This window comes from Bacillus sp. 9.4, from assembly GCF_055486415.1.
The window spans coordinates 689,777-709,288 of sequence record NZ_JBVFMU010000001.1; the positions used below are offsets into that span (position 1 = coordinate 689,777).

The 19,512-nt window shown below is 37.0% G+C and carries 32 protein-coding genes and 4 pseudogenes; 5 read left to right on the forward strand and 31 right to left on the reverse strand.

The window, feature by feature from the left end:
* Positions 1 to 108 precede the first annotated feature (108 nt).
* Positions 109 to 375: a transcriptional regulator gene (locus tag ACZ07B_RS04195; protein WP_464876941.1), complete on the forward strand. Its 267-nt coding sequence runs from the start codon at positions 109 to 111 to the stop codon at positions 373 to 375.
* A gap of 138 nt (positions 376 to 513) precedes the next feature.
* Here the strand turns inward: ACZ07B_RS04195 and ACZ07B_RS04200 are convergent, their stop codons facing one another.
* The 13 genes from ACZ07B_RS04200 to ACZ07B_RS04260 form a co-directional block, all read right to left on the reverse strand.
* Positions 514 to 720, reverse strand: a complete 207-nt coding sequence (locus ACZ07B_RS04200; protein ID WP_134983269.1) for an XtrA/YqaO family protein — start codon at positions 718 to 720, stop codon at positions 514 to 516.
* An 80-nt stretch (positions 721 to 800) separates the two neighbouring features.
* Entirely contained in the window at positions 801 to 1,229 is a 429-nt protein-coding gene (locus ACZ07B_RS04205) for a RusA family crossover junction endodeoxyribonuclease (protein WP_464876942.1), read from the reverse strand.
* Positions 1,230 to 1,324: 95 nt separating this feature from the next.
* The gene (locus ACZ07B_RS04210; RefSeq protein WP_101169936.1) at positions 1,325 to 1,474 is read right to left on the reverse strand and encodes a hypothetical protein; all 150 of its coding nucleotides are present in this window, start codon (positions 1,472 to 1,474) and stop codon (positions 1,325 to 1,327) included.
* Positions 1,465 to 2,406 (reverse strand): DnaA ATPase domain-containing protein, encoded by a 942-nt coding sequence (locus ACZ07B_RS04215; RefSeq protein WP_464876943.1) that lies wholly within the window; start codon positions 2,404 to 2,406, stop codon positions 1,465 to 1,467. The genes ACZ07B_RS04210 and ACZ07B_RS04215 overlap by 10 nt, the downstream gene beginning before the upstream one ends.
* Entirely contained in the window at positions 2,288 to 2,965 is a 678-nt protein-coding gene (locus tag ACZ07B_RS04220; RefSeq protein WP_464877035.1) for a DnaD domain protein, read from the reverse strand. Before ACZ07B_RS04220 ends, ACZ07B_RS04215 begins: the two co-directional genes overlap by 119 nt.
* A 75-nt stretch (positions 2,966 to 3,040) precedes the next feature.
* Positions 3,041 to 3,895: a recombinase RecT gene (locus tag ACZ07B_RS04225; RefSeq protein WP_464876944.1), complete on the reverse strand. Its 855-nt coding sequence runs from the start codon at positions 3,893 to 3,895 to the stop codon at positions 3,041 to 3,043.
* 2 nt (positions 3,896 to 3,897) lie between these two features.
* The gene (locus tag ACZ07B_RS04230) at positions 3,898 to 4,857 is read right to left on the reverse strand and encodes a YqaJ viral recombinase family nuclease (RefSeq protein ID WP_464876945.1); all 960 of its coding nucleotides are present in this window, start codon (positions 4,855 to 4,857) and stop codon (positions 3,898 to 3,900) included.
* Between the two features lie 105 nt (positions 4,858 to 4,962).
* Positions 4,963 to 5,157, reverse strand: a complete 195-nt coding sequence (locus ACZ07B_RS04235; RefSeq protein WP_046663755.1) for a YqaI family protein — start codon at positions 5,155 to 5,157, stop codon at positions 4,963 to 4,965.
* Entirely contained in the window at positions 5,117 to 5,290 is a 174-nt protein-coding gene (locus ACZ07B_RS04240; protein ID WP_122060486.1) for a hypothetical protein, read from the reverse strand. Before ACZ07B_RS04240 ends, ACZ07B_RS04235 begins: the two co-directional genes overlap by 41 nt.
* Entirely contained in the window at positions 5,287 to 5,544 is a 258-nt protein-coding gene (locus tag ACZ07B_RS04245) for a YqaH family protein (protein WP_021480132.1), read from the reverse strand. Before ACZ07B_RS04245 ends, ACZ07B_RS04240 begins: the two co-directional genes overlap by 4 nt.
* Positions 5,541 to 6,110: a helix-turn-helix domain-containing protein gene (locus tag ACZ07B_RS04250; RefSeq protein WP_464876946.1), complete on the reverse strand. Its 570-nt coding sequence runs from the start codon at positions 6,108 to 6,110 to the stop codon at positions 5,541 to 5,543. The genes ACZ07B_RS04245 and ACZ07B_RS04250 overlap by 4 nt, the downstream gene beginning before the upstream one ends.
* A 73-nt stretch (positions 6,111 to 6,183) precedes the next feature.
* Positions 6,184 to 6,324 carry a hypothetical protein gene (locus ACZ07B_RS04255; protein ID WP_464876947.1) on the reverse strand — a complete coding sequence of 47 codons (141 nt, stop codon included), beginning with the start codon at positions 6,322 to 6,324 and terminating at the stop codon, positions 6,184 to 6,186.
* A 29-nt stretch (positions 6,325 to 6,353) separates the two neighbouring features.
* A complete protein-coding gene (locus tag ACZ07B_RS04260; protein WP_464877036.1) occupies positions 6,354 to 6,584 on the reverse strand; it encodes a helix-turn-helix transcriptional regulator in 231 nt (76 codons plus the stop codon).
* A 176-nt stretch (positions 6,585 to 6,760) separates the two neighbouring features.
* On the opposite strand from ACZ07B_RS04260, the gene sknR reads away from it, so the two are divergent.
* Positions 6,761 to 7,111 (forward strand): transcriptional regulator SknR, encoded by a 351-nt coding sequence (gene sknR / locus ACZ07B_RS04265; protein WP_172850896.1) that lies wholly within the window; start codon positions 6,761 to 6,763, stop codon positions 7,109 to 7,111.
* 268 nt (positions 7,112 to 7,379) lie between these two features.
* Here sknR and ACZ07B_RS04270 read toward each other — a convergent pair whose 3' ends face one another.
* From ACZ07B_RS04270 to ACZ07B_RS04280, 3 genes are all read right to left on the reverse strand, one after another.
* Positions 7,380 to 7,547, reverse strand: coding sequence for a hypothetical protein (locus ACZ07B_RS04270; RefSeq protein WP_021480134.1), 168 nt, complete (start codon positions 7,545 to 7,547; stop codon positions 7,380 to 7,382).
* Positions 7,548 to 7,901: 354 nt separating this feature from the next.
* Positions 7,902 to 8,438, reverse strand: coding sequence for an ATP-binding protein (locus ACZ07B_RS04275; protein WP_464876948.1), 537 nt, complete (start codon positions 8,436 to 8,438; stop codon positions 7,902 to 7,904).
* A 15-nt stretch (positions 8,439 to 8,453) separates the two neighbouring features.
* The gene (locus ACZ07B_RS04280; protein ID WP_464876949.1) at positions 8,454 to 8,600 is read right to left on the reverse strand and encodes a hypothetical protein; all 147 of its coding nucleotides are present in this window, start codon (positions 8,598 to 8,600) and stop codon (positions 8,454 to 8,456) included.
* Between the two features lie 105 nt (positions 8,601 to 8,705).
* On the opposite strand from ACZ07B_RS04280, the gene ACZ07B_RS04285 reads away from it, so the two are divergent.
* The 3 genes and pseudogenes from ACZ07B_RS04285 (at position 8,706) to ACZ07B_RS04295 (ending at position 9,738) form a co-directional block, all read left to right on the forward strand.
* Positions 8,706 to 9,224, forward strand: coding sequence for an ImmA/IrrE family metallo-endopeptidase (locus ACZ07B_RS04285; RefSeq protein WP_464876950.1), 519 nt, complete (start codon positions 8,706 to 8,708; stop codon positions 9,222 to 9,224).
* Positions 9,224 to 9,622: pseudogene (locus tag ACZ07B_RS04290) on the forward strand (sigma-70 family RNA polymerase sigma factor); the annotation flags it as partial. The gene ACZ07B_RS04285 and the pseudogene ACZ07B_RS04290, both read left to right, overlap by 1 nt.
* Positions 9,622 to 9,738 (forward strand): hypothetical protein, encoded by a 117-nt coding sequence (locus ACZ07B_RS04295; RefSeq protein WP_042976632.1) that lies wholly within the window; start codon positions 9,622 to 9,624, stop codon positions 9,736 to 9,738. The pseudogene ACZ07B_RS04290 and the gene ACZ07B_RS04295, both read left to right, overlap by 1 nt.
* On the opposite strand, the pseudogene ACZ07B_RS04300 reads toward ACZ07B_RS04295, so the two are convergent.
* The 15 genes and pseudogenes from ACZ07B_RS04300 to ACZ07B_RS04370 all read right to left on the reverse strand — a co-directional run.
* Positions 9,704 to 9,901 (reverse strand): annotated as a pseudogene (locus ACZ07B_RS04300) (recombinase family protein); the annotation flags it as partial. The gene ACZ07B_RS04295 and the pseudogene ACZ07B_RS04300 overlap by 35 nt on opposite strands.
* On the reverse strand, positions 9,859 to 10,023 hold the full coding sequence (locus ACZ07B_RS04305; RefSeq protein WP_134156245.1) for a hypothetical protein: 165 nt from the start codon (positions 10,021 to 10,023) through the stop codon (positions 9,859 to 9,861). The pseudogene ACZ07B_RS04300 and the gene ACZ07B_RS04305, both read right to left, overlap by 43 nt.
* A 455-nt stretch (positions 10,024 to 10,478) precedes the next feature.
* Entirely contained in the window at positions 10,479 to 11,003 is a 525-nt protein-coding gene (locus ACZ07B_RS04310; RefSeq protein WP_003246192.1) for an NAD(P)H-dependent oxidoreductase, read from the reverse strand.
* Positions 11,004 to 11,250: 247 nt separating this feature from the next.
* The gene (locus ACZ07B_RS04315; RefSeq protein ID WP_004398792.1) at positions 11,251 to 11,727 is read right to left on the reverse strand and encodes an HXXEE domain-containing protein; all 477 of its coding nucleotides are present in this window, start codon (positions 11,725 to 11,727) and stop codon (positions 11,251 to 11,253) included.
* A gap of 520 nt (positions 11,728 to 12,247) precedes the next feature.
* Complete coding sequence (locus ACZ07B_RS04320) at positions 12,248 to 13,240, reverse strand: DMT family transporter (protein ID WP_144486713.1); 993 nt, start codon at positions 13,238 to 13,240, stop codon at positions 12,248 to 12,250.
* Positions 13,227 to 13,886 (reverse strand): GntR family transcriptional regulator, encoded by a 660-nt coding sequence (locus ACZ07B_RS04325; RefSeq protein ID WP_042976734.1) that lies wholly within the window; start codon positions 13,884 to 13,886, stop codon positions 13,227 to 13,229. Before ACZ07B_RS04325 ends, ACZ07B_RS04320 begins: the two co-directional genes overlap by 14 nt.
* A 444-nt stretch (positions 13,887 to 14,330) precedes the next feature.
* Complete coding sequence (locus ACZ07B_RS04330) at positions 14,331 to 15,107, reverse strand: sulfite exporter TauE/SafE family protein (protein ID WP_024572221.1); 777 nt, start codon at positions 15,105 to 15,107, stop codon at positions 14,331 to 14,333.
* Between the two features lie 59 nt (positions 15,108 to 15,166).
* Positions 15,167 to 15,394: a sulfurtransferase TusA family protein gene (locus ACZ07B_RS04335; RefSeq protein WP_114523456.1), complete on the reverse strand. Its 228-nt coding sequence runs from the start codon at positions 15,392 to 15,394 to the stop codon at positions 15,167 to 15,169.
* Between the two features lie 33 nt (positions 15,395 to 15,427).
* A pseudogene (locus ACZ07B_RS04340) lies at positions 15,428 to 16,562 on the reverse strand (MBL fold metallo-hydrolase).
* A gap of 29 nt (positions 16,563 to 16,591) precedes the next feature.
* Positions 16,592 to 16,974 (reverse strand): annotated as a pseudogene (locus tag ACZ07B_RS04345) (DsrE/DsrF/DrsH-like family protein).
* Between the two features lie 20 nt (positions 16,975 to 16,994).
* On the reverse strand, positions 16,995 to 17,552 hold the full coding sequence (locus tag ACZ07B_RS04350) for a sulfurtransferase TusA family protein (protein ID WP_024572224.1): 558 nt from the start codon (positions 17,550 to 17,552) through the stop codon (positions 16,995 to 16,997).
* Between the two features lie 65 nt (positions 17,553 to 17,617).
* A complete protein-coding gene (locus ACZ07B_RS04355) occupies positions 17,618 to 17,986 on the reverse strand; it encodes a rhodanese-like domain-containing protein (protein WP_130572597.1) in 369 nt (122 codons plus the stop codon).
* Positions 17,987 to 18,028: 42 nt separating this feature from the next.
* Positions 18,029 to 18,511 (reverse strand): DsrE/DsrF/DrsH-like family protein, encoded by a 483-nt coding sequence (locus tag ACZ07B_RS04360; protein WP_024572226.1) that lies wholly within the window; start codon positions 18,509 to 18,511, stop codon positions 18,029 to 18,031.
* A 146-nt stretch (positions 18,512 to 18,657) separates the two neighbouring features.
* Positions 18,658 to 18,918 carry a metal-sensitive transcriptional regulator gene (locus ACZ07B_RS04365; protein WP_003237170.1) on the reverse strand — a complete coding sequence of 87 codons (261 nt, stop codon included), beginning with the start codon at positions 18,916 to 18,918 and terminating at the stop codon, positions 18,658 to 18,660.
* Between the two features lie 3 nt (positions 18,919 to 18,921).
* On the reverse strand, positions 18,922 to 19,257 hold the full coding sequence (locus ACZ07B_RS04370; RefSeq protein ID WP_464876951.1) for a sulfurtransferase: 336 nt from the start codon (positions 19,255 to 19,257) through the stop codon (positions 18,922 to 18,924).
* Positions 19,258 to 19,512 lie beyond the last annotated feature (255 nt).

A 19,512-nucleotide genomic window follows, 5' to 3' on the forward strand; every position in this document is an offset into this window, starting at 1 on the left:
TTCTATATTTAAACTAAGTTCACAAAATATTAACAAAAAATACCTTGGATATTTTTGTATCTCATGTAATAATACACTTGTATTAAAAAAACAAAGGGAGTGTTTAAAATGAAATTGAAAAAAGTTTTAACTGGTACTGCATTGTCACTTGCTTTACTTGTTTCTGCTGCTCCTGCCTTTGCCGCAAGCCCTACTGATACTCATTCTGAAGAAAGTCAAACAAAGGAAGTATCTGCATTAGGTACGCTAGTTGTTCGTGGACTTCCTTCTGATCCAGAGCCTGGACAAACAATCACTATCAACGGAACAACATATTATTTAGACAGTGTTACTTTTTATCCTGATGGATCTTATGTAGCCTACTATTCAAGTTAACTATGAGGAGGTTTATAGCCTCCTCTTTCTTATAGTTCTACTACCTGATTGACAGTCATTGCTACAACTGTCATTGCCTTAACGGCACATTTGAAGTTCAACTTGTAATGGCACCCACCATAAAACTCCCTTCATTACTTACCTGACTTTGTAACCTATTTCATGATCAACCCGCGCAAAGCTCCCCTTCACAGTTTGGATCACCGTTTTACCGTGCTCCGGAGCATCTAAGACATGTGCTGTACCCTGATTCCCATCTAAAACAATAATTTTAACCTTCCCTTGGTCAATCTTCTGCTGAATAGTGAAGTCTTTTTTGATGTTTATTTCTCTTGGATTGTACACTCAAAGCGCCCCCTGTGTTATGATAGAAGTACCAGTTCATATCAAGAACACTGAGGCTAAGCGCTTCAGTGTTTTTGATTTTAGGGAGAAACCTCTTCTATCTTGATTTCCACCCTCGGCTCTTCGCTATAAAACTTGCTGACTTTCAGATCAACCACCTGGCTATCATCTTTATATATCAGATGATTCAAAGCATCTTTCACACCCTTTACGTAGTTATCAATATCAGGCTTCGTTGTCGGCCGCAGAAGACCATTTTCAGCTTGTTCTTTCTTCTTTTTTGAGTTTGAAACTGATTTTGGCATTGGTCTGTACACTTTGACAGCCATTGCAACAGGACCAGTAATAATTGTTTCTGGGCGATGCTGAGATGCAACCAATGCTACATACTGCTTAAAGTGCTTTGATTTCGCTGGATCATGCATATGCACCTTCCCATTTTGTATTGATCCACGCGGCCGTCCTTGTGCGACTGGCTCTCCATAAACAGTGAACTTAATGCAATCCAACTGTTCTTTACCTCCCGTCAAGCTGTTCCCATAGCTGAATTTCTTTTTCTATTCTCGGTGCCGAGATTAAAACTGCCAGCAGAGACAATACTGCTTTAAGCACTCAGCATCCGCTCCATTTGCTTTATTTTTTCCTCAAGTAAACGGATTGTTGGTGTAAGATCTTTACCTTCTGTAGGACTTAGAGGTCCGAATATATAAAGTCCATCAGCTGCTTTTACATTCGTTTTCTCCTTCATTCCCAATCACCTAACCTATGATTTAATTGCATTCGATCACCTTTAATAATCACTATGTAATCACGACACATCTGGTGAATTCGTGAACCAAGAGCCTCGTCAATGTCCAAAATCTCATCAATTGTTAACTCCGAAGAAATCAGCAAAGGCTTATGATTCAAATATCGATAATTTAAGACTGACTGGATTTGTTCAACCTGCCAGTCAGTTGCCCTTGGCTGACCGTTTATTGGTTTGAATAAGTCATCAATGAATAGAACTTCGATCTTTCTCATGGCATCCAGTTTCGCTTCTAAGTTATCAAAGTTAGCTTTCAAATCACCCATGCCCTCTACATAAGGGAAATACATGCAGTGTACTGATTTTTTCTTGATCAGATTATTCATTATCGCCGTGAGCAAATGAGTTTTGCCACTGCCCGGCTGTCCAAGTAATGCAATACTGTTTTGCCTTTCTCCTTTGATTTTTTGAAAATCTTTATAGTATTCCACTGCACATTCATAAGCATCTTTGATCATGTCTGGCTTACCGTCCGTGATGAAGTTACCAAAGAGAAGCTTTTCAAACTCTTCTGTAATGCCGCTAGCTGCCATGAGTCTGGCAATTTTCTTTCGTCTCACACATTCACACTGTTTTGAATAAGTATCTTTCCATTCACTAGCTTTGTCCGGCGTGCAAACCTTACCTAACAGAAAATCATCTTCAGGTACCATTTCGTTAGGAACCATAAGGTCTAACTGTTCATCTAAATGCCAAGAAGTGTCCTTATGGACCCGATAAACGACAATTCCACGATCCTTACAATAAGGACAATCAAATTCAGCCTTTTCTTCGGATACGGCCTGTTTTGTTCCCAAAAAGCGGGCTGACTTTTCCCGAAGTTCGTGCATGATCGTTTGAAATGCGGTGTCTATACTGACTGCTTTGTTTATAGCCATATTGTTTCTCCTTTCTCTTTTGAGTGAATGGATTTGATAAGATGGCTTGAACATATGACAAACTTGCAGCTTTCCCCTTTAATTGAAACGCTGTCTTGATAGCCTCCATCACTTTTTCTTCACCATAATCGTCGACCATGTATCCAATTCGCTGTGTCTCTATAGGACCGACTGACCGAGCAACTTTGTTTTCATATAGCTCAAAGGCATTTTTCATTTTGTCATTGACCTCCTGAAGTTCAATCTCAGCTGGTTCCAAAGCTTTTTTCTTCATATAGTTTCCTAGCTGTATGTAGTCTGCATAATGAAGTATGGTGACGATGAACCCTCTTTTTTGTGGAAGACGGTCCAATTTGATATATCCCTGATTCTCCATTCGGTCTAGTGAGTATTTGATCTGTGAAGCTGACCAGTTAAAATCTTTTGCAAGTTCCACAACTTTGATAATGGTCTGCCCAAGTTCTAGCTCTTGATTTGGCCTGTATTCAGCTCTTTTGAACAAGTGGTCATAGATTTTTTCATCTCTAAACTCTTTGAATGGTAGTCGGGGTATGACCACATACCCCATTGCTTTTATTTCCAAGTCACTCACCTACTTCCTTCACAGAGTGCAGTTATGTCACGGATGCCGACCTCAATCGAACGGAAGTTCATCTTCTTTTATATCTACAGGCTTGCCATCAAAAGGATCGGCTTCTTGCGCGCTTGGTTTTTCTGTTTCTTCTTTGGATGAAGGCTCGGAATCGATAATTTCTGAACTTTCTGCTTCATTGGTAATGTCAATCCGTTCCCTTGTTTCATCTTCCTCAATAACTGCTTTTTGCATTTCAACAGAGAGAATCCCCCACTTGCTCAAAACTGCTTTTAATACAGTCTTAAGAGCCATCGCATCCCAGTCATTTTTCCATCCAAAATCAGATTTACTGAATTTCTTTTTGTGCTTCTCTACTTGTGCCTTTGTCCAGTACACTGTTTTTCGGAAGCCATTTATCAACTCAAAATAAGCTGCATAACCAATTACCACGTCTGATTCTCGCTTTTCAAAATCAATCTCGATTTCTTCAGTCAATGGATTCCACATCTGCAATTCGCCTTCATGAATCGGTATGCAATTGATAGACTTATATTGGCCTGTTCGCAAGGCAAGCTGGATATATCCTTTGTATCCTAGCTGGAATTGAGCCTTCCCTCCATAAGGAACAATCCAGGCATACCCTAAGTTTTTATCTATAGGTAGGTCGAGTGTAGCTGCCACCATTGCAGATGAAATAACGCTCATAGGATCTGTTTTCTGTAACATCTGCTCGCTGTTATAAAGGCTTAAGATAGAGGCAGTAAACTGTGTAGCCCTCTTCCCTAACACTTCCTCAAATCGCTTAATAACGGATGGGGAGGAAAGTAAACCCTTCATGGTTGCTCCTTGCTGTTGCACAGGTGCGCTTTTTTGTTTCTTTTGGATGTTGTTTTTAATTGATTGATTAGTAGCCATAATCAACTAACCTCCTTGATTCCAAAACGTCTGAAATGAGTTTCCTTTTTGACCTTCTCGTAAATATCCGGAAACTGCTCTTTCAGCTTTTTCGTGTCAACTCGATTTGAGACAACTGGCTTCCAACAAGCTTGATAGTTTCCAATAAACCCATACTCTGCATCCTTCATTTCATGTTTGATCTGATTTTCTAATTCTTTTGCCTGGCTTTGAAGCTCTGAGATCTGTTCTTTAAGAAGCAAGTATTGTTGAATACGTTCTCGATTAGCCCCAGTTAAATCAATGGCTTTGTTATTTTCCGTTTCGGCATATCGTTTTTTGAGGTATTCCTCCGCAGCACTTGAACCATCTAAAGCAGGAGCTTGTCTGCCTATGACCTTGTCATTCCAGAACTCAATCTCTGCTTCAAAGATCATGTCAATTAACTCGTCGTCTCGCTCAATCTCTTTCCAGACAAATTTATTTCCACCGATCAGCACAGCAAAGTAAGCTTTTTGATATTCAGGTCCAAGCACACCCAGATAATGCTGGACCTGAACAATATAGCTCTCAGGGATTTCTTCGTCTTCCCATTCTTTTAAGTTGTAGGCCGATGTTGTTTTACACTCAAGAATCGCTTTTTCACCAACGATCATTCGATCAACATTCGCCAAAATGAAATCATGTTCTGGATGTCTGAGTATTGCTTTTTTACGTCTAACCTTCTTGCCACTACGTATCTCAAATTCTTTTGCAACAATGTCTTCTAGCAATGATCCAAAGTAAGCAGCTTCACTTTGCGATTCACTAACAGGGACCTGTCCTGTTTTGTCTAACCATAATTCAAAAGGTGTCTTCCACTTGTTCAGCCCCAAGATAACGGATGCATCTGAGCCGCCAATTCCTTTTCTCCTTTCAATAAGCCATTCATCGCGGCTCATTTCAGAAGTCTTAGCAAGAACCTCAGCCCTTTTGCTTGTCATATCCTAACCCCCATTGTTTTTATTGAGGCTATCTGATAAAATATTAAGCACATGAGTTTTTATAGATAGCCTTTAAAGAAGTCCACTTTGTCCGAGTGGGCTTTTTTATTGCGCATTTCTAAATTCAAAACCAAGTTGCTCCCTTAGATATCTTTCCAAGTTCTCTCTCAGAATGATTTCGCCGCCATCAATTACATAATCATCAACTGGTGTTACTTCATCACCATAAAAATCTATTTGCATATCCGTTTCAGTCAGCTTATCGTGCCAGTTGTTTATGACCATTGGGTTTTCGACCATTCATATTCTCCTCTCTGAATTTGTCTGCACGTCTATCCCATAACAGATGGAATTCACTATTGTTACGAATCATCGCACACCATTTACGAACTTCTAGAGCAGTTGCCGGTTTATGAACAAAATGAACCATTATCCTATACACCTGCTCACTACAGTTAAGTTGATACCTTGCTGTTGCATTTTCAATGCCGTTTCATAAAGGCGTCCTTTGTTTGCCAGCCGGCTAATATCCTCAGTAAGAACCTTAATGCTTCCAGCGAGACTAATCGCTTCTTCATAATCACCATCACGTAATGCCTCTGCCAGCATGATTGATAGCTCTTCTGCTGATTCGATTTTTCTTTTTGCGATAGGAACATCTGACTTCAAGAAATGATTAGTATTCATACTGAAACCGCCTGCTTTCCTTCTTGTTTTGCCATAGCCACTTGATCAACTAAAGCTTTCCGTGTCCACCTATCTGCAAGCTCCTGCATTTTCAACCCGTGAGTACGAACAAGTGAATAAATCAACGTTTTGTTAGCCGCAATCAAATCAAAAATCTGCTTAATATCGGCCATCGGCAGCTCCTCTGTTTTACCTGGTCGGTTATCCGTAAGCCAACGGGCTAAATGTTTGGTTGCTTGCAGTGCTTCCTCCAATTGGTGAACCATATTAATCACCGCATTACTTGCACATTCATTGAGTGCCGGATCAATAGGAGCAGCGGCTGTAGGATGAAGTTTAAATAAGTAATGGACAAGATCAATATGTTCATAGGCATCGCACTTCTCAAACCATTTAATACATAACTCCGGAGTAAGCTTGGCAAGTCCATTTTCAACATCTGAAACATACCTTTGATCCTTACCTCCGATTAGCTTTCCGATTTGGTATTGGGAAAGACCTACAGCCTTTCGAGCACTACGCATAATCTGCGGTAAATTCCGCATGTTGTATGGGTTGTTCTCCATATGTTTGCCTCCTGATATATTGAGTTTTCAGTTTTAAAATTGAAGTTAAAAGACCATGCTGTTTATAAATGACTTAGGCTGATTCCTTTTTCTTTTGTTGTGCAAGCTTCTCTTGATGCTCATTCATTCGCTGAACAAGTATGCCACTGAGGTATTTGTAAGCTTTGGCCTCTGCCTGTTCAAACAGTGGTCCTTTTTTCACGATGACTTTCATAATTAAAAGGCCTCCTTTGTAAATTCCAATCATGCTGAATCCTTAGAATTATGTTTCGTTTCGTTACATACATCATCAAAAAAAATAGTCCAATCAAATTCTAATTTCTCTCCTATTTTTTTTGAGACAATAACACTAGGCTTCCTAGTACCATTTTCTATCATGGTGTAGTATGCTCTACCAATCTGTGCAGCTTTGGCAACTTCTTCTTGAGTAAACCCTTTTTCTAAGCGGTTTTTCTTAAGCCATTTTCTCATCAGGTTTCACCCCCTTAATCAGAGAATGTAACGTTTCGTTACTTAGATAATAGTATCGATTCGTTACATTGTCAACACGTTTTTATAAAAAAAGTATCGTTTTGTTACCAAAACTTATATGTAACTCTTTGTTACGTTACAATGAGAGATAGAATAAAAATAAAAGTCAGGTGATTAAAATGTTCTCCGAAAACTTGAAAAAGTGCAGAAAACAAAAGAAACTAACCCAACAAAATATGGCTGATAAACTTGGAATCACTCGGCCTGCCTACACCGCCTATGAACTAGGTAGTCGTGAGCCTGACTATAAAACCTTAATTAATATTTCAAACATACTTGATGTTTCTTTGGATTATCTTCTTAAAGGAGAAAGCAATGAAAAAGAATTTCAGGATGAAGCAAAAAAAGTGTTAAACGATCCTGAAACGTTCCTTGCAGCAAAAGACGGAGAAATAACTGATGAAATCTTACAGGCTGCTTTGGAGATTATAACGGAGCAATTAAAAGAAAGACGGAAATCAGATAAATAAACGCAGTCAGTTTTATTATTATTTATTTCAGTTTATTATGTTTAATTCTGTTTACTAATAAGATTTAGATTCTCATTTATATCTCATTCATACCCTCATTTATAAAGTGATTTTTGAATCCTTAAAAACCCTTACGTGGCAAGGGTTTTTGTTGTTTTCTCATTTATATTTTCATTTATGTTTCTTTTATATTCTCATGTAAAAAAATTGAGCTTTTATTGTGAGGGAAATTGCAGAGTATCGAAATGGGAAAAAAGAGGGCTTCTTGTTAAAAACCTTGCAAAGTATATGTAAAAAAAATAAACAATACAATTATCGTAACAACAATAATTGTTTCTTTAATAAAATTTTTATTATCTTCATTCTCTTGTTTCTTTTTTTTAATCTCTTCTCTGTATTTTCTTTGAACCTCTTTCTTCTTATCATTATTTTTCATGATTAAACTCCTTTGAAGTCCATTTATTTCCCTTGCCCCTATCATTTGCAATTGTAATAATTCACTAATGATTACACCAACAAAAAAGGATCGGCAAGGGCTTTTCACTCAATGGTAACCAGCATAAGCACTAGCTGGACAGGTTTCAGGGTGTATCTAATCTTTTAGGTTCCATTTCCTGCAACTGAACCAAAAACTTCCTTATGAAGAACATTCTCTTCTCTGTTGTGGGGATGCTACCAAAAATAGTAGACAAACTGATAGCGGTATAAAAAACAGCTCATTAAATGCCATACTGGAACTGTCTTTGATTTTTGGATTTATTTTCTTATGCAACTATCGCTATCCGTTAGTTTAATTAGAATTCAGATAATCCAAGACACGGTCAACTCTTTCATTGACTGAGTGATCGCCTTCAATCTTTAGCACTGGACAAGATAAATTTTCCATCCAATGTTCATGCAAAGCTTTGCTTCTAACTTCCATTCCAGCATTATCATATAAAGAAGCCCACTCTAAAAATGCTTTTGATTGTTCATATTTACTGCCACCGGCTAACACTTCATTCCCATAACGCTGAAATTCCCTATGCCTTAATCTCTCAAGCCGTATTTCTTGTGGAATCCATAAGAAGACGACAAGGTCAAAATAACTTTTTAGATTATCGCCCCAGCCACACACTGCACCAGAAAGAATCCATTTCTCATTTATTGTTAAGTCTTTTTCAAGCAACTTTCTTCTTTCAGGAATTTCTCTTTTTTTAGTGAATTTATCTAACCAATAGTAATTATCAGTATCAAGATGCGTATGAGGCAAACGCTTTGATAATGCAACACCCAATGTTGAAGTTCCGGCACCAGAGGCTCCCAATATGTGAATATTTTTTTTCATACTTCCCCCTCCTAATTAAGCAACCAAACTCCCTGTTTGTTGCATAAGGTACTTACTATTATTTTGACATAAATCCTTAAAGACCTTTACTTTTCGAGGGAATTCCAGATGAGTGTTAAAATCATCATGCTTACGAAAACAGCCATTATCAAACGCATTCATATTCCATCTCCTTAGACGCATTTTCCTATGAAAATAGTCTTGGTTTTCCTATAATATTTAACGAATCCAATTTTTAGATTGTTGTCTTTAAGGAGGTTTTTCATCTTGAGATATACAAACAGTCATTTAGAGGATTGGATTGAAAACTTATACAGGAAGATTGATATTACAGAACCTGAACAAATTAATTTTGAACGGATTGCTGAGTCATTAGATATCAGACTTTCGTTTAAACCTATTACAAGCTTCGCACTTAAACACAGCGGAATTTATAACATATGCTTGGACAGCCGAAAAAGCCGAGTTGAACAATGGTATGATTTTGCTCATGAATTTTGCCATATATATAGACATGAAGGCGATAAAAAAACAATGCCGGCAACTTGGACTGATTATCTAGAGTGGCAGTCGAATTATTTTACATATCACTTTTGCATTCCAACTTTCATGTTGCGTAATATTAATCTTCCGTACATACAAACACATGCAATTGAAAATGTAGCTTGGTTATTTAAGGTATCCCCTTCATTCGCTAAGAAACGTTTGAACCTTTACTACAGTAAGCTGACTCAACATTTATTTAGTCAAACTGTTACGGGAAATTTATGCACCCCCCTTTTGTAATGAATAATGAAATCCTCATGCATTTGCGCGCATTGAAAAAAACAAAAAAAGACGTCTCCCTTCACGATCCGATCGGGCAGGATAAGGAAGGGAATGAAATAAGCCTGATTGACGTTTTGAAATCAGAAAACGAAGACGTGATAGATACGATCCAGCTCAATATGGAGCTTGAAAAAGTGAAACAATACATTGACATTTTAGATGACCGTGAGAAGGAAGTGATTGTCGGGCGGTTTGGACTTGATTTGAAGAAGGAAAAAACGCAGCGAGAGATTGCCAAAGAACTCGGTATCTCGCGCAGCTATGTATCGCGGATTGAAAAGCGGGCGTTGATGAAGATGTTTCATGAGTTTTATCGGGCAGAGAAGGAAAAGCGGAAGAAGGCGAAGGGGAAATAATGCAGAAGAGGCCGGATCTCATATTCCGGCTTTCTCTATTTGAAAGAGTTATGAAAATCATTTTTTTCATAGCTGATAAGCTCTCCGAGAAAGACGGTCAGGATCGTAACAAATGACTGGACTTATAAGTCTCTTGCTTGCATCCTCCCTCAAGCGATTCAAAGCCGGACGTTCTAAAAGCTCCACAGAAAATCCTTCATCGGCATACTTCAGCACATCCTTAGTCCCTGCTTTCTTTATACAGGCCTCGATCTGGCTGTCGATGCTCGATCCCTTGATCGCTTGTTCCTCGGTATATTGCTATCACCCTGGATCTCCTGCCTATAAAGTTTTATTAAATAATGATAGCAATCGTTCATGCATTTGTCAGCTTGCGGTCCCTCGACGATTATTACCTTCATAAAATGCATCACCCCTTGGGTAATGCTATGTAATAACTGTTTGTCCTAATGAGGTTATTTTCAATGAGTATGAAAACAAATAAAAAACCGATGGTTTGAATCATCGGTTTCTTTTCTGACATATACCACGCCCACTAGTTCCTCAACCTAGTAAAAACATATCATGAGTTACAAAAGCTTTTATTCAAAGCATCTGTTTATTTTATTTATATTTATTTTCATCATTTTTCAGAATTCTGGGCACAAATTGGGCACCTATTAGAGACCAAGGAACTCTACATTTCATTAAGAAATATGTACTCATTGCCCTGCTTTAATTAATTTTAAGCCCTCGCTCTATGCCCTCCCTGAATTCAGTATTCGATGTAACTTTGAAATTAAGTTTATGAAAATCTATCACAAACCCTTATTTTCATAACACATAATTTGTTTCAGCTTCCCTCGCGAATACCGGATTAATGCTCGGCTTTAAGATAGTCAACCAATCTCTCCGCACTGTTCTTAACATCTTCTTTTGAAAGATGAAGTGTCCCATATTGTGTAAACGCAGGAAGAAAACGCATTCCTATATAGTTAGCAGTGACTTGAAACGGTCTGATAAGCTCGCTGATCGTGATATTATATTCTCCGCCTGCTTGATAATCAGATTCCTGTGCGCCTAAGGAGATCGCTAAGAGTAGTTCTTTTCCATGCAATTTAGTTCCTCCAGTTCCATAAGCCCAGCCATGTGTTAACACATCATCTTCCCATTGTTTGAGTAACGCGGGACTGCTGTACCAATACATTGGGAACTGAAAAACGATACGCTCATGATCTAACAGGAGCTGCTGCTCTTTTTCTACATCAATGATAAAATTAGGGTATTCACCGTACAGGTCATGAACCGTAATGTCTTTCTCTTGCTTTAAACGATTCATCCAGGTTTTGTTGACAACAGACGTTTCCAAATTAGGGTGTATAACGATAACTAATGTTTTCATTCGACTGATTATCCTTTCTTTGCCAATTAGTTATTATTGCTTTTAAGATAATGAATTGATTCTAATTTTAAAATAGCAACTTTATTTTACACCTATTTTATCCTTTTTCATGAATTCAGGGCAACTAATTGGGCACCAAAATCAATGATGAATTAAGACATTGTTTTGTAGAAATCCGATATAACAGAATAATCCCTTATTTAGAAAATTTCCACCTTTCCCCTCAATCCTTACCAATTCAAACTCATTAAGGAGATACTTTATCACCAACTTTAAATAATAATGGAATAAGTGCTAATAAAATAATTCCTACAACCAACGTAGATATTATTAACTCCTTCCATACAATCAAATTCTTTAAAAACATTTGATAAATAACTAATGAGTTTACTGGAATGTTAAGCAATAAGCCCGTAAGAAGTCCAGGTGCATACTTTTTCATTACAACAGTTGCGATAAGATGTGGAAAAATAGCGTTGATAACCATAGAACCTAGAAAGCCAATGAAAATCCATTTTGCAATATCTGATTCTGGCATATATAAAAAACCAAATGCAGATAAATAAGCCAACATAGTTATAACAATGACAGCAAAATGAAATTCATTTGAAGTTACTGGCTTTTGAAACTTTGAAGATTGTTGTGACCACTCAGGTAACCAAATAGCTTCCTCAATATTATGAAGTGTAATAGCAAAACAAAAAAATGCTACGAAATAAACCACCTATCATTTCCTCCTCGGTGCCATGTCTCTTTAAGGAATCACCCAATATGGTTTAATAACATTATATTACATATGAGGGTGAACTGATATGGTGTTAAAAGACAGAAGAAGCTGCCTAAGTAGTTGCTTCTTTTTTATGTGCAATAACGTGTTGTTGGTGGCAAGTTCGTATATCTACACATACCTGATAGGAGGATCTCGGCATAGAATGATTTGTTCCCCATTGCTGTACTATCAAAAAAACTATCTAAAATCTCTCTTACAACTACCTCTGTTAGTGCCATAATCACTTCTCCTTTTTTTAATGAATGCAATTTCGTTTTTGAATTGGATGTCAATGGGGAAGCACCAAAAATAACCGAATTTCGTATGCTAAAGCAAAATTTCATTTCATAAAGAAAAAACCGATGTTCCTATATGTGCGGGACATCGGTTTTTGTTCGTATCCTTCTACTTAAAAGTAATAAAATTACCTATACTAACTAGTAAAGGGTTCATACTATACATTTTAAAATATCAATTAAGCACTAATATTTGGGTTATGCGCCGTTTCACCTTTATGGGAAACATAACTATGTGCTATCATTCCTAGCATTATTACAAACATACCACACCAAGATAAAATAGAAGGAAATGAAGAATGTAATAAAATTAGTTCTCCGATAACAGCAAAAAGTACTTCCATGGATTGTGTTGCTTCAACAGTTGCAAGTTTCTGCATATCTCCTTTAACCATATCAGTCGCTTTAAAAAATAAGATAGTTGCAATTACACCCGAACAAATAGCAACTAAAATAGATTGCATAGTTTGCTCTTTACTAGGCAATCCTTCTGTAAAAAGACCATACAAGGATAGTAAAAACCAAAATGGTAAGCTAGCTAATGTCATTCCAAGGACACGTTGATAAGCATCTAGACGATTTCCACAAACCTCCATCATCTTACGATTCCCGAGCGGGTAAGCGAAAGATGCTACAATAACAGGGATAATACCTAACAAAATATCTTTTACAGCAAGCGATTTTGCTTGTTCCATTTGCATGAAGAAAATACCAAGAAGAATAATTAATGACATACCCATACCTTTCATTGGGATTTTTCCTCTTTTCTTAAGAATTCCATCTGGTGTTTCAATGGTTTGAAAAAAAAGAGGAGCTAACAATGATCCTGATATAATAGTAATTTGCCATGTCCCAGCAATTATCCATCCTGGTGCATGTACAGCGGCAAAGCATAATGGAGCGTAAAATAGACCAAAACCTACGAAACTCCATAAAAACCATGCTCTTAAATTCTCTCTCATAACTTGTAATAATACTTTTAATTTTTTCCTACTCATAACAAGAAGTAAAAGAAATGGAAGCATGAAAACAAATCGTAATGAGGCACTCCATATCCAGCTACCACCTGATAATTCCATTGCTCGATTCAATATAAATGTGAAAGCAAAAAAGAAAGCAGCACATATACCTAAAAAAATAGGGCGTAAATTTCTCACCTCAATCTGTCTCATAAGTCAGTAATTCCCCCAGACTTAACCAGTTTTGTTCTACAAGATGTGCTGTTGTTTCTTTATCTTTATTTTTGCATGCTTCTATAATGTGCTGATGTTGTTCTACTGATTTCAAACCATTCATAGAAGTGAACTGAGAAATTTCAAGGCGTTGAATCTTAGATATACTTCGTTCTAGCGCGCGAATGATTTCAGGATTTCCCGCCACATCTAGAAAAACATTGTGGAATAGCTCATCGGCTTCAATTGCTTTTATAATATCTTTTTTCTCAATAGATAGTAGTAAGGCTTTATTACTGAACTCTAATTCTTGAATATCTGCCTCTTTGAGTAATGGTACTGCTAAACGAGCTGCTAATGAATGTAAAGCTGCTACCACAGTAAATGCGTGTTTTGCCTCCTCAAGATTTAATGGTGCAACGCGAGTCACTGAACCAGGAATAGATTCAACCAGTCCTTCATCTTCAAGACGTTTTAGAGCCTCTCTAACCGGAGTACGGCTAATTCCGAATTCTTCTGCTAACTCTTTGTCATTTAAGCGTTGTTCCGGTTGCAGCTCTAATGTAACAATTGCTTTTTTCAAAGTTAGATATACTTCATCTCTTAATGACGTACGTTTAATGGGTTTAATAATATCTTTTTTCATAAAACCAATATATCGGATATTGGTTTTAAGGTCAACTGTAATTTTTTCAATCAGATACATTCAATTAGCAAGTTCTAAAAATGACTGTTTATGGTACTTGGTTATTTTAAACAAAAGCTTTAAAAATTCATCCATTTTAAGTACCAAAACCCCGGTGCAATGATGGCGATGGGAACTAACATTGGTCTAAATAAAATGGCTGATGCTACTCCTGGTATCTCCTACGAAAATAAGAGATATACCATATATCCAAATCTGTTGTTTTTCTAATTTTTCTCTAGTTATCTTCATAGTACTATAGTCAAGACTTGTCCAAGTCACCATTATCAAAAAGAATTTCATCAAGCACTTGAAACATTTATTGAACGTGAGCATGTTATAACATTAATAAGAAACCAACGAGTGATGAATCTTTTAATCTTTCATTTTACCAGCTGACTCATATCAAAGAAGCTCTAACCAAATTTTAATAGCTGTCGCACCTATTAATAGCGCTAAAATCCATTGCAGGAATTTTGTATTTACTTTTTGCCCAACTGATGCACCAATAGGAGAAGCAATTAAACTAGCAATCATAAGAACCAGAGCTGGTACAAAAAGAACCTGGCCCGTGATTACTTTTCCAACTGTTGCGCCAATAGATGAAAGAAATGTAATCGCAAGAGATGAAGCGACTGTGATTCTAACAGGAATATTTAAAATCGATAACATAATGGGGACCAGGATAAAGGCGCCGCCAGCTCCTAAAATACCTGATACACCACCTATGATTAACGCTAGGGACGAAGCCAACCATTTATTAAATATCACTTCTTTGTCTTCGCTATGTTCTTGTCCTTTTTTAGGTATCAACATTAAAATAACTGCTAAAATAGCCAGAATTCCGTATATAAAGTTAATTCCTTTTTCAGATATGTAATGAGAAAAGTAACTCCCCAATACACTCCCTAAAAGGATGCTGCTTCCCATGTAAATAATTAATGCTTTATTTAGAAGACCACTCTTACGATAAGCCCAAACACCGCCGAGTGTCGCAAAGAAAACTTGAATAGCCCCTATCCCTGAAACTTCATGGGCAGTTAATGACATCACTCCCACTAAAGAAGGAATGTACAATAGCATTGGATAATTAATAACTGCTCCGCCAATACCAATCATTCCGGAAATAAAGGCACCAATAAACCCTATAATGAAAAGAGTTGTGATAAAGGCAATATCCACTTTGGTTTCCTCCTTTCAAAGGAAAAGGGTATCTTTTTATTCGATACCCTTTCACATTATTAGCCTTTTTTAATCCAGAATTTCAATACATCACCTTCATCAGTTTGCTCTAAAAGGTCATGCCCGCCTGATTTAGACCAAGCTGCAAGATCACTTTTAGCTCCCTTATCTGTTGCATGCACTTCTAATATTTGACCTGATTCCAGTTCATTCATCGCTTTTTTTGTCCTGACGATTGGCATTGGGCATGCCAGGCCTTTTGCGTCTAATACTTTATCTGAGTTCATGTTCATCTCTCCTCTTTTTAATAGAAACTTGTGTTACCGTATTGCACAGCGGTTTGGACCAATCTCCATTTCACGCTGTTTTTCTTCATCTGGGCTGATTTTCCCCATGTTTGTTTCTCGAATCTCTTGGTATGCATTTGGTTGCGGAGGCAAATGATCTGTTACTAGGTGTCTAAATTCTGTTTCATCCGCAATGTTCAAACCATGGTTCTCGCTAAATAATGTACTTAGTTTTTTACCAACACTTCCATCCTCATTTAGCTCGTCAATGATCATAAAGTGTGCCGGTAATACAATTAAATCCTTTGATAACGCTTTGTAACGGCTATAAATCGTTTTTCTTAAATCTCCTACCCAATCTTCTGCCATACCGGCTAAGTCTGGTCTGCCAATTGAATCAATAAACAAAATATCACCTGAAAGAAGATACAGATCATCGACAATGAAAGAAGTGGACCCAATCGTGTGCCCCGGCGAATAAATCGGTTGAATTTTAATCGTTGTATTTCCAATGATCATGTCGTTTCCTTCTTCCAACGGCTGATAATCGAATACCACTTCTTCAGCATCTTTAGGCGGTAACCAGTAGGTTGCTTTTGTTTTTTCAGCAATGACTCTGCCGCCTGAAATATGGTCCGCGTGAAGATGTGTATCAAATACGTGAGTAATCGTTGCACTCTTCTCCTTCGCAAAATCCATAAAGAAATCTACCATACGTGTCGCATCAATAATTGCTGCTTCACCATTGGAAATGACCATGTATGACAGGCAGCCTTTACCGATTCGAACAAACTGATACATCTCACCGCCATCTTTTAAATCCCCGACTTTTACCGGCTCTAAATGTTCGCTCCATGCTTTCATTCCACCCTTAAGATAGGATACAGAATGACCTGCTTCAGATAGCATTTCGGATACCATGACGGATGAACCTTCTTTTGCACAAACAACCAGCACTTCTTTATCAGAAGGAATTTTCTCCAAGATATCTTCTACGCCATCTAAAAGATCGAAATACGGTATATTTAAATGGTCAAAGTCATGTCCTTCAATCTTCCAATCGTTAAAATCATTTTCATTACGCACATCCAAAATAAATAAAGGTTCTTTGTTAAAGATTTTTTTTGTCACTTCTTTTGGGGTCATTGCCTTTACGGTCATGTTTCAATACCTCCTATATCGAATCTTTTAGCGGGACTAAAATGTTAAGGATACATCAGCATCTTTAGTAAAATCTAAAAAGGTAACAGCCCCGCCTACTTCGATTCCTTCCATAAAATCATCTTTTGTTAAACCCATAACGTCCATCGTTATTTGACAACCAATTCATGCAACTCCCATTTCAATCAGTTAAGAATAGAAGGCACATTTGCTTTCTTACAACCTTCTGCGAAGTGTTCTTTTCCTTTCGGCATTTCTAAATGTTGATGGGAATGCTTATGGATCAGGTTTAATCCCTCGAATGTAAAGAAGATAGATACTTCTTGATCACTTGCTGCTGCCGCAGTCGCAATATTAAATACTTTATAAGCGTCAAACAGACCACCATTTGCCGCAATAATCGCTGCTCTTGTACTTATCTGTTCATCATCCTTTTTGTTTATTCTGTTTTACCTGTCCAATCCCGCATACCGGGAACAACATTAATAACCTTTTTAAAACCTTGTTTTTTCATAGTGCGGGCCGCCATTTCACTTCTTCTTCCCGAATGGCAGATAATATAAATTTCATCATTTTCGTTTAATTCGTTAGAGCGCTTTTCCACTTCACCAAGAGGGATATGCACAACTCCAGGGATATGAGCTTTTTCATACTCCTCTATCTCTCGTACATCTAAAATGTTAAGAGACTTGTCACTATCCACTTTCTGTTTGAAAGCTTCTAATGAAATCTCAGGAATTGAAGATGCATTTTCTGATGAATGCTCTCCTCCTTTTCGAAGAAAATGACGAAGTATTTCTCCCTCTGCTTCAGTACCTAGATATTCATGGCCTGTACTTTTTGCCCATGCTGCCAGATCTGCTGTAGAACCTTTATCTGTCGCATGAATTTCCAATACTTCACCAGCTTTTAAATCCTTCATTCTCTTCTTCGTTTTTACGATAGGCATTGGACACGCCAAACCTTTAGCGTCTAGTACAATATTTGCTTTCATCATTTTTTCCTCCTTTTCTCATATAGGGGTGGGGGTATATAAATATACAAAAAGTTTCTCCCTAGAAGTTAATACCATGTATTCATACCCCCTTTTATATTTGTGATCTTTTTAAATCCTTGTTTCTTCAATATTTTACTTGCCTTTAAACTTCTCATTCCGCTTTGACAGATAACAAAAACTTCTTTGTCTTTCGAAAGCTGATTCGTTAGACGAGGCAAGTTAGTCAAGGGAAAATTTTTGAACCCTTTAATATGCTTTGTACGAAACTCATAAGGTGTTCGCACATCTATAAACTGTATGTCTTTATTTTTCAGCTCTGACTTTAAATCAGCAGTTGTTATTTGTTTAACACCTTGCAATGATAAAAAACGTCGAAATACGAACCAAAGTAAAAATAAAATGAGTAAGATAATGAACATGGCGCCACTATCCATAGTGTTTATAACTTCCCTTCATTTATTTAGCAATGAGTAACATTAGATAAATAAGTTGACACTGCCTTCCTCAGCATCAGCCAAATAGGCTGCTACACCAGCATAGTCGATATCATCTAATAGTTCTTTTTCCTGTAAACCAAGAAGATCCATTGTCATCGTACAAGCTACGAGCTTTACCCCCTGTTCTTGAGCCATCTCAATCAACTGAGGTAATGTAAGTGCATTATGCTTTTTCATCACATTTTTAATCATTTTAGGGCCCATACCTGCAAAGTTCATTTTAGATAAACCCATCTTATCAGCACCACGAGGCATCATCTTTCCAAACATTTTTTCAAGAAATCCTTTTTTCACTGGAATCAGCTCTTCTTTACGTAAAGCGTTTAATCCCCAAAAAGTATGGAAGATCGTCACTTCATGATCGTAGGCAGCTGCACCATTTGCAATAATATAGGCTGCCATTGCTTTATCATAATCCCCGCTAAATAAAACAATTGTTGTACGTTTTGTTTGTTCTGTCATGTTGATTCTCCTAACTAATTACCCCCATGGGTATATTGAAGTCAAAAAATTTTTTCGAAAGATCTGCTATTATTCAACTCTTTAAATACCGGCAGGGGTATAATATAACGCATATAAAAATTCGTCAACCTTAGGTTGATGAATTTTTATCGGCTCTTTACCAATAAGTCGACTGCTTCTTTTACTAAATTTTGTGTGTCTTCGCCTTTTTCTAAACTTTCACGAACACAATGTTCAAGGTTTGTGCTCACAATTAAACCCATCGCTCGATCGATAGCATTACGGGAAGCTGCTAATTGGGTCACAACCTCTCTACAATCTTTTCCTTGTTCCATCATAGTCAATACACCTTTAATTTGTCCTTCTATCCGTCGTAAGCGGTTTTTAATCTTTTGATCATACTCCATATATCAATGAAATCCTTTCTTAAATTTATTTTTACATTTACATGCTGCCAGTTCATAACTGTTTACATGGATACCTTTGCGCTTTAGAAAACGCACTCCTAAATTTAATTCCACCCGATCACGAGCTATTATGTGTATTTTATCACGTGGAATCTCTAAATAAAAACGTTTTAGATACGCATATGGGATGTTTAAAATAATATCATCCGAAAAATTGGGTACATCGTTATAATGGCGAATATCTAATATTGTCATGTCTATAGCCTTTAATTTATCTTTATGGATACAAGAGATTCCGGTTATAGGATAATAACGTCTATACGTTGCAATGATAATCACAAAAATAAGCAGGAATGCAATAACTAAATAATTGATACTACTTACACCACCTTATTAACTCTTTGTTATTCACAAAACTATAATATACCCCCATAGGTATATAGTCAAGTGTGAAAGTCACTTTCTTTGAGCTGATAGATTCATTTCAATATCCGCGAATTGAAAAAATACTTACATTTCGATAATGCCAATTCTGCTAAAAGTAACTTGAATAAAGAAATAAGCCGATTTTATTTTAAATCGACTTTATTTTAT

Coding starts and splice junctions, on each gene's coding strand:
- ACZ07B_RS04195 (WP_464876941.1), top strand. CDS start 109: ATGAAATTGAAAAAAGTTTTAACTGGTACTGCATTGTCACTTGCTTTA.
- ACZ07B_RS04215 (WP_464876943.1), bottom strand. CDS start 2,406: ATGGCTATAAACAAAGCAGTCAGTATAGACACCGCATTTCAAACGATC.
- ACZ07B_RS04225 (WP_464876944.1), bottom strand. CDS start 3,895: ATGGCTACTAATCAATCAATTAAAAACAACATCCAAAAGAAACAAAAA.
- ACZ07B_RS04230 (WP_464876945.1), bottom strand. CDS start 4,857: ATGACAAGCAAAAGGGCTGAGGTTCTTGCTAAGACTTCTGAAATGAGC.
- ACZ07B_RS04235 (WP_046663755.1), bottom strand. CDS start 5,157: ATGGTCGAAAACCCAATGGTCATAAACAACTGGCACGATAAGCTGACT.
- ACZ07B_RS04245 (WP_021480132.1), bottom strand. CDS start 5,544: ATGAATACTAATCATTTCTTGAAGTCAGATGTTCCTATCGCAAAAAGA.
- ACZ07B_RS04250 (WP_464876946.1), bottom strand. CDS start 6,110: ATGGAGAACAACCCATACAACATGCGGAATTTACCGCAGATTATGCGT.
- ACZ07B_RS04255 (WP_464876947.1), bottom strand. CDS start 6,324: ATGAAAGTCATCGTGAAAAAAGGACCACTGTTTGAACAGGCAGAGGCC.
- sknR (WP_172850896.1), top strand. CDS start 6,761: ATGTTCTCCGAAAACTTGAAAAAGTGCAGAAAACAAAAGAAACTAACC.
- ACZ07B_RS04270 (WP_021480134.1), bottom strand. CDS start 7,547: ATGAAAAATAATGATAAGAAGAAAGAGGTTCAAAGAAAATACAGAGAA.
- ACZ07B_RS04275 (WP_464876948.1), bottom strand. CDS start 8,438: ATGAAAAAAAATATTCACATATTGGGAGCCTCTGGTGCCGGAACTTCA.
- ACZ07B_RS04280 (WP_464876949.1), bottom strand. CDS start 8,600: ATGAATGCGTTTGATAATGGCTGTTTTCGTAAGCATGATGATTTTAAC.
- ACZ07B_RS04295 (WP_042976632.1), top strand. CDS start 9,622: ATGCAGAAGAGGCCGGATCTCATATTCCGGCTTTCTCTATTTGAAAGA.
- ACZ07B_RS04305 (WP_134156245.1), bottom strand. CDS start 10,023: ATGAAGGTAATAATCGTCGAGGGACCGCAAGCTGACAAATGCATGAAC.
- ACZ07B_RS04310 (WP_003246192.1), bottom strand. CDS start 11,003: ATGAAAACATTAGTTATCGTTATACACCCTAATTTGGAAACGTCTGTT.
- ACZ07B_RS04320 (WP_144486713.1), bottom strand. CDS start 13,240: ATGAGACAGATTGAGGTGAGAAATTTACGCCCTATTTTTTTAGGTATA.
- ACZ07B_RS04325 (WP_042976734.1), bottom strand. CDS start 13,886: ATGAAAAAAGATATTATTAAACCCATTAAACGTACGTCATTAAGAGAT.
- ACZ07B_RS04335 (WP_114523456.1), bottom strand. CDS start 15,394: ATGAACTCAGATAAAGTATTAGACGCAAAAGGCCTGGCATGCCCAATG.
- ACZ07B_RS04350 (WP_024572224.1), bottom strand. CDS start 17,552: ATGATGAAAGCAAATATTGTACTAGACGCTAAAGGTTTGGCGTGTCCA.
- ACZ07B_RS04355 (WP_130572597.1), bottom strand. CDS start 17,986: ATGGATAGTGGCGCCATGTTCATTATCTTACTCATTTTATTTTTACTT.
- ACZ07B_RS04360 (WP_024572226.1), bottom strand. CDS start 18,511: ATGACAGAACAAACAAAACGTACAACAATTGTTTTATTTAGCGGGGAT.
- ACZ07B_RS04365 (WP_003237170.1), bottom strand. CDS start 18,918: ATGGAGTATGATCAAAAGATTAAAAACCGCTTACGACGGATAGAAGGA.